Annotated in this window: 1 protein-coding gene; it reads right to left on the bottom strand. The window is 75.4% G+C overall.

Annotated features, from left to right (window positions below; all coding sequences use genetic code 11):
• The coding region (locus tag ABZW32_RS32545; protein WP_356222988.1) for a type I polyketide synthase at positions 1-7,589 on the bottom strand (7,589 nt) is incomplete at its 3' end.
• Positions 7,590-7,659 lie beyond the last annotated feature (70 nt).

Raw genomic sequence — 7,659 nt, forward strand, 5'->3', positions numbered from 1 at the left:
GCCGCATCCTCGTCACCGGCGATGACCACCGAGGCCGGCCCGTTGACGGCGGCGATGCTCACCCGGTCCGTCAGGAGCGGCAGGACCTCGTCCTCGGACGCCTGAACGGCGATCATGGCACCGCCTGCGGGCAGGGCCTGCATCAGCCGGCCACGCGCGGCCACCAGCGTGCACGCATCGTCCAGCGACAGGACTCCCGCCACATGCGCGGCCGCGATCTCACCGATCGAGTGACCCGACACGAAGTCCGGGCTCACACCCCACGACTCCAGCAGCCGGAACAGCGCCACCTCCACCGCGAACAACGCCGGCTGCGTGTACTCCGTACGGTCCAACGCCTCGGCATCGGAACCGAACAGAACCTCCTTCAAGGGCAGTTCGAGGGAGAAGCGGGCGCAGATGCCGTCGAGCGCGGTGGCGAAGACCGGCTGGGTCTCGTACAGCTCACGCCCCATTCCGGGCCGCTGGCTGCCCTGTCCGGTGAACAGGAACGCCAGTCCCCCACCGGACACCGTGCCGTGGAACAGCCCCGGCGCCGGTTCGTCGGCCGCGAGTGCGGCGAGCGCGCGCAGCACGCCCTCGCGGTCGGCGGCGGCGAAGGCCGCCCGGTGTTCGAGACCGGCGCGGCCGGTGGCCAGGGAGTGGGCCAGGTCCACGAGAGCGCAGTCCCCGGCCTCGGCCACGGAGAGCAGGCGGGCGGCCTGGTCGCGGAGGGCCCGCGGGTTCCTGGCCGACAGGACGTACGGCACCGGGCCGGTGGCGGGCGTCGTCGGCGTCGGGTCCTCGGAAGCGTCCGGGGCCGCCTCGATGATCGTGTGGGCGTTGGTGCCGCTGATGCCGAACGAGGACACCGCGGCGCGGCGCGCGCGCCGGGTCTGAGGCCATGGGGTGGGTTCCGTCAGCAGCTCGACCTCACCGGCCGTCCAGTCGACGTGCGGGGTCGGCGCGTCCACGTGCAGGGTCTGCGGAAGCACCCCGTGCCGCATCGCCAGCACCATCTTGATCACACCCGCCACACCGGCAGCGGCCTGCGTGTGACCGATGTTCGACTTGATCGAACCGAGCAGCAGCGGCTGCCCCTCCGCCCGCTCCTGGCCGTACGTCGCCAGCAGCGCCTGCGCCTCGATCGGGTCACCCAACCGGGTCCCCGTACCGTGCGCCTCCACCACGTCCACCTCGGCGGCCGACAGACCCGCGTTCGCGAGGGCGGCGCGGATCACCCGCTGCTGGGACGGGCCGTTGGGTGCCGTCAGGCCGTTGCTCGCACCGTCCTGGTTGACGGCGGAGCCGCGGACCACGGCGAGGACCGGGTGCCCGTTGCGGCGGGCGTCCGACAGCCGCTCCACGAGCAGCATGCCGACACCCTCACCCCAGCCCGTACCGTCCGCACCCTCCGCGAACGCCTTGCAGCGGCCGTCGGGCGAGAGACCGCCCTGGTGGCTGAACTCGCTGAAGGTTCCCGGCGTCGACATCACCGTGACGCCGCCCGCGAGGGCCAGGGTGCACTCGCCGTTGCGCAGGGCCTGGATCGCCCAGTGCAGGGCGACCAGCGAGGACGAGCAGGCCGTATCGACGGTGACCGCCGGGCCCTCCAGGCCCAGGGCGTAGGAGACGCGGCCGGACATGACGCTGCCCGCGTTGCCGGTCATCACGTGGCCGAGTACGCCGTCCACGTCTGCGGAGCGCTCCAACTGGGCGTCGTAGCCGGTGTAGGAGGCGCCGACGAACACGCCCGCCCGGCTGCCGCGGAGCGAGGACGGGTCGATGCCCGCTCCCTCGATCGCCTCCCAGGAGGCCTCCAGCAGCAGCCGCTGCTGCGGGTCCATCGCCAGGGCCTCGCGCGGGGAGATGCCGAAGAACTCGGCGTCGAAGGAGTCGGCGTCGTAGAGGAACCCGCCTTCGAAGGCCCGGCCGTCGCTGCCCTGTCCGGCGTACAGCTCGGCGGTGTCCCAGCCGCGGTTGCCGGGGAGCCCGCCGATCGCGTCGCCGCCGGCGGCGACGAGCCGCCACAGCTCCTCGGGGTTGCGGACGCCGCCGGGGTAGCGGCAGCTCATGGCGACGATGGCGATCGGGTCGTCCTCGGCCGCCGCGGCCGGCCGGACGCCCTCCGCCCCGGACCCGGTCTCCTCGTCGCCGAGGAGTTCGCGGTACAGCAGGCGTGCGAGGGCGACGGGTGACGGGTGGTCGAAGACGAGCGTGGTGGCCAGGCGCAGCCCGGTGGCCGCGCCGAGGCGGTTGCGCAGCTCGACGGCGGTCAGCGAGTCGAAGCCGAGGTCCTTGAACGCCTTGCCGGGCTCGACCCGTTCGGCCGAGGCGTGGCCGAGGACGGCGGCCACCTGTGCCCGTACGAGGTCCAGCAGTACGCGGTCGCGTTCGGACCGGGTGAGGCCGGTCAGGCGGTCGGTGAGCGAGGTGCCCGCGTCGTCGCGGGTGCGCGCGGTACGGCGTCCGGCCCGGCCCAGGAGCTCCCGGAAGACGGGGGCCACGGGGCCGGGGGCCGCGGCGGCGCGCAGGGCGGGCAGGTTCAGGCGGGCGGGGACGAGGACGGACCGGCCGGAGGCGAGGGCCGCGTCCAGCAGGGCCATGCCGTCGGCGGCGGTGAGCGCGCCCATGCCGTGCTGCTCCATGCGGCGCAGCTGGGCCTCGTCGAGCGTGCCGATCATGCCGCCGGCTTCGGCCCACAGGCCCCAGGCGAGGGAGGTGGCCGGCAGGCCCTGGTGGTGGCGGAGTTCGGCGAGGGCGTCCAGGTAGGCGTTGGCGCAGGCGTAGTTGGCCTGGCCGGCGGCGCCGAGGGTGCCCGCGATGGCGGAGTAGAGGACGAAGGCGGTGACCGGCAGGTCGCGGGTCAGCTCGTGCAGGTGGTGGGCGGCGAGGGCCTTGGGCCGCAGGACCGTGTCGAGGCGCTCGGGGGTGAGGGAGGCGATGACTCCGTCGTCGAGGACGCCCGCCGTGTGCACCACGGTGGTGAGGGGGTGTTCGGCCGGGATCTCGGCCAGCACGGCGGCCAGGGCGTCACGGTCGGCGGCGTCACAGGCGGCCCAGGTGACGCGGGCGCCCAACGCGGCCAGTTCGGCGGTGCGTTCGGCGGCTCCGGGGGCGTCGGCGCCGCGGCGGCTGAGCAGCAGCAGGTTCCGTACGCCGTGGGCGCCGGCCAGGTGGCGGGCGACGATTCCGGCGAGGGTGCCGGAGCCGCCGGTGATCAGGGCGGTGCCGTCCGGGTCGATGACGGCGCCGGCGGTGGCGTCCGTGGTGGCGGCGCGGCGCAGCCGGGGCACGTGGACGGCTCCGTCGCGCAGCAGCAGCTCCGGTTCGCCGGAGTCGAGGGCCGCGGCGAGGGCGGCCAGGTCGGCGGACGCGGCGGACCCGGCGGACCCGGATGCTTCGGCGGACCCGGCTGCCTCGGCCAGGTCGCGGACGTCGGCGAGGACGAAGCGGCCGGGGTTCTCGGTCTCCGCCGACCGCAGCAGGCCCCGTACGGCGGCGTGCGGCAGGTCCTCGGCGCCTTCGCCGGGCCCGGCCACGGCGCCGCTGGTCACCAGGACCAGGCGGGCCGTCTCGAACCGGGAGTCGGCCAGCCAGGCCCGCACCAGGGCGAGCGCCCGCCGGGCGGCCCCGCTCAGGGCGTCCGGCCCGTCGGCCTGCCGGGGGAAGGGGGCCAGGACGTACGCGGGTACCGGGGTGCCCGCGTCGACGGCCTCGCCCAGTTCGGCCAGGCCGACGTACCGGGCGGCCGGGCCGAAGCCGGTGTCGCCCAGGACCGCCCATCCGCCGGCGGGCCCGGTGGCGGTGGCGGAGAGGGCGAGCGGCGTCCAGTCCAGGCGGAACAGCGCCTCGCGGACCACGGCGGGCACCGGGTCCGTGGCGTCGGTGGCGGCCTCCGTGTAGGGCCGCGGGGCGAGCCGACCGATGGTGGCCACGGGGTCGCCGAGGTCGTCGGCGAGGTCCAGGGTGAACGTGCCCTCGCCGGCGGGCCGGACGCGTACGCGCAGCGCGCCCGCGCCCACGGCGTGCAGGGCCACGTCCGACCAGACGCTGCCCGGGCCGACGCCGTTGCCGCCGTCCGTGCCCGTGCCCGCGTCCGTGTCCGTGTCCGTGTCCGCCAGGGCGGTCGCGAGGTGCGCGGCGGCGTCGAGCAGGATCGGGTGCAGTCCGAATCCGGCTTCCTGCGCCGCGCCTTCGGGCAGGCGCACCTGTGCGAAGTACTCCCCGTCGCGCTCCCAGGCCGCCTCCGCGGCCTGGAACAGGGGCCCGCGCACCGGGCCTCGGCGCAGGCCCCCGGCGGTGTCGGCGTCGTACAGCCGGCTGAGGTCCACGGCGTCCGCGCCGGCCGGAGGCCACTCGGCGAGGTCGAAGGACGCGGCGGGGCCTGCTGCCCCGGCGTCTGCGGCAGGTGCCAGCACGCCGTGGGCGTGGCGGGTCCAGCCGCTGTCCTCCGCGGTCCCGCCCGCCCGCTCGGCGGACACGGTGAAGGTACGGCGGCCCCGGTCGTCGGCGTCCTCGACCAGTACCTGGATCCGTACGCCGCCGTCGGCGGGCAGCGCGAGCGGGGCGTCGAGGACGAGTTCCTCAACGTGCCCGCAGTCGGCCTGGTCACCGGCGCGGACGGCCAGTTCGACGAACGCCGCACCGGGCAGGACCGCCGCACCGGCCACGGTGTGGTCGGCGAGCCAGTCGTGGCCGCGCACCGAGAGGCGGCCGGTGCACAGCAGCCGGTCGGAGCCGGCCAGGGTGACGGCCGCGCCGAGCAGCGGGTGCCCGGCGGGGTCGAGTCCGGCGACGCTGACGTCCCCGGCCGTGTCGGCGCCGGGCTCCAGCCAGTAGCGCTCGTGCTGGAAGGCGTACGTGGGCAGGTCGACCGTGCGGGCGCCGGTGCCGGCGAAGTACGCCGCCCAGTCGACGGTGCCGCCGTGGGCGTGGACGCGGGCGAGGGCGGCGAGGACCGTCTCGGACTCCGGCCGGCCGGCGCGCAGGGCGGGCACGAAGGCGGCGCCTTCGCCGCTGACGCAGTCCTGGGCGAGGGCGGTCAGAACGCCCTCGGGCCCGATCTCCACGTACGTGGTGACCCCGGCGGCGTCCAGGGCGCGGATGCCGTCGAGGAAGCGGACGGCCTCGCGGACGTGGCGCACCCAGAAGTCGGCGGAGCCCATCTCGTCGGTGACGAGGGCGCCGGTCAGGTTGGAGACGACCGGGAGGGCCGGGGCGGCGTACGTGAGCCCCTCCACGACCCGGCGGAAGTCGGCCAGCATCCCGTCCATGTGCGGGGAGTGGAAGGCGTGGCTCACCGTCAGCCGCTTGGACTTCCGGTCGGGGAAGGCCGCCACGATCGCGGCGGCGGCGTCCTCGTCACCGGCGATCACGACCGAGGTGGGGCCGTTGACGGCGGCGATGCTGACCCGGTCGGTGAGCAGCGGCAGGACCTCGTCCTCCGAAGCCTGGACGGCGATCATCGCGCCGCCGGCCGGCAGTTCCTGCATCAGCCGGGCCCGCGCCGCGACGAGCGTGCACGCGTCGTCCAGCGACAGCACCCCCGCCACGTGCGCGGCGGCGATCTCACCGATCGAATGACCGGACACGAAGTCCGGCCGCAGGCCCCAGCTCTCCACGAGCCGGAACAGCGCCACCTCGACGGCGAACAGTGCCGGCTGGGTGTACTCCGTACGGTCCAGCAGGGTGGCATCCGAACCGAAAAGGACCTCCTTCAGCGGGAGTTCGAACCGCTCGCACACCGCATCCAGCGCGGCGGCGAACACCGGCTGAGCCTCGTACAGCTCACGGCCCATCCCCGGCCGCTGGCTGCCCTGGCCGGTGAACAGGAACGCGGTCCGGCCCTCGGCCGCGGTGTCGGTGACCAGTCCCGCGGCCTCCTCACCGGCGGCGAGCGCGGCGAGGGCGGAGTCGAGGTCGTCGCCGGTGCGGCCGATGAGCACCGCCCGGTGCTCCAGGGCCGCGCGGGTGGTGGCGAGGGAGAGGCCGAGGTCGAGGGCGGAGCCCGCGGCGGCGTCCGCCGTGCGGGCGGCGATCAGCCGGGCGGCCTGGGCGCGCAGGGCGGCGGCGCTGCGGCCGGACAGCGTCCACGGCAGCAGCGCCGGCCGCACCGCGGCGGTCGCCGACGCGGTGACCGGAGCGGCGCTCCCCGTCCCGGTCCCGGACGCCCCGCCCGGCTGCGCGCCGTGCGGCGGCTGCTCGGCGGTGTCCGCCTCGGGGGCCTGCTCGATGATGGTGTGCGCGTTGGTGCCGCTCACGCCGAAGGCGGAGACGGCGGCGCGGCGCGGGGCCCCGGTCTCGGGCCAGGGCATGGCCTCGGTGAGCAGGGACACGGCGCCGGCCGACCAGTCGACGTCCGGGGTCGGCTCGTCCACGTGCAGGGTCTGCGGGAGGACGCCGTGGCGGATCGCCATGACCGTCTTGATGATGCCGGCGACGCCGGCGGCGGCCTGGGTGTGCCCGAGGTTCGACTTGAGGGAGCCCAGGCGCAGCGGCCGGCCCTCCGGCCGGTCCTGCCCGTACGTGGCCAGCAGCGCCTGCGCCTCGATGGGGTCGCCGAGCCGGGTGCCGGTGCCGTGCGCCTCCACCGCGTCGACCTCGGCGGCCGAGAGGCGGGCGCTCTCCAGGGCCTGGCGGATGACGCGCTGCTGGGCGGGGCCGTTGGGCGCGGTGAGGCCGTTGCTGGCGCCGTCCTGGTTGACGGCGCTGCCGCGGACCACGGCCAGGACGGGGTGTCCATTGCGCTGGGCGTCGGACAGCCGCTCCACCAGGAGCACGCCGACGCCCTCGGACCAGCCGGTGCCGTCGGCGGCGGCGGCGAAGGACTTGCAGCGGCCGTCGGCGGCGAGGCCGCGCTGGCGGCTGAACTCGACGAACACGTCGGGGGTGGGCATCACGCACACGCCGCCGACCAGGGCGAGCGAGCACTCGCGCTGGCGCAGCGCCTGCCCGGCCAGGTGCAGGGCGACGAGGGAGGAGGAGCAGGCCGTGTCGATGGTGGCGGCCGGGCCCTCCAGCCCGAGGACGTAGCTGACGCGGCCCGACAGGACGCTCGTGGCGCCACCGGTCAGCAGGAGCCCTTCGAGTCCCTCCGGGACCTCGCGGAGGTCGGCCCCGTAGCCCATGGCGCCGGCACCGATGTAGACGCCGGTGCGGCTGCCGCGCACGGTCGCGGGGTCGATGCCGGCCCGCTCGAAGACCTCCCAGGAGGTTTCCAGGATCTGGCGCTGCTGCGGGTCCATCGCGAGGGCCTCGCGCGGCGATATTCCGAAGAACGCGGGGTCGAAACGGGTGGCGTCGGTGAGGAATCCGCCGCCGGTGTTGTAGAAGGTGCCCTTGCGGTCGGGGTCCGGGTCCGCGAGGGAGGCGATGTCCCAGCCGCGGTCGTCGGGGAATCCGGTGATGGCGTCGCCGCCCTCGGAGACCAGTCGCCACAGGTCCTCGGGGGACCGTACGCCGCCGGGGAAGCGGCAGCTCATCGCGACGATCGCGAGGGGCTCACGGGCGTCCTGCTCGACCTCCTGGAGGCGGCGGCGGGACCGCCGCAGCTCCGTGGTCATCCACTTCAGGTTTTCGAGAAGCTTTTCTTCGTTCGCGCCGGCCACTGGAACGTCACCTCCTGGAGAAATGCGGAATGCATGCGGGAATCGGCTGGGCCATCGGATCGCGCATCGG

Origin of the sequence: Streptomyces sp. NPDC004667, from assembly GCF_040609475.1 — a bacterium.
GTDB lineage: Bacteria > Actinomycetota > Actinomycetes > Streptomycetales > Streptomycetaceae > Streptomyces.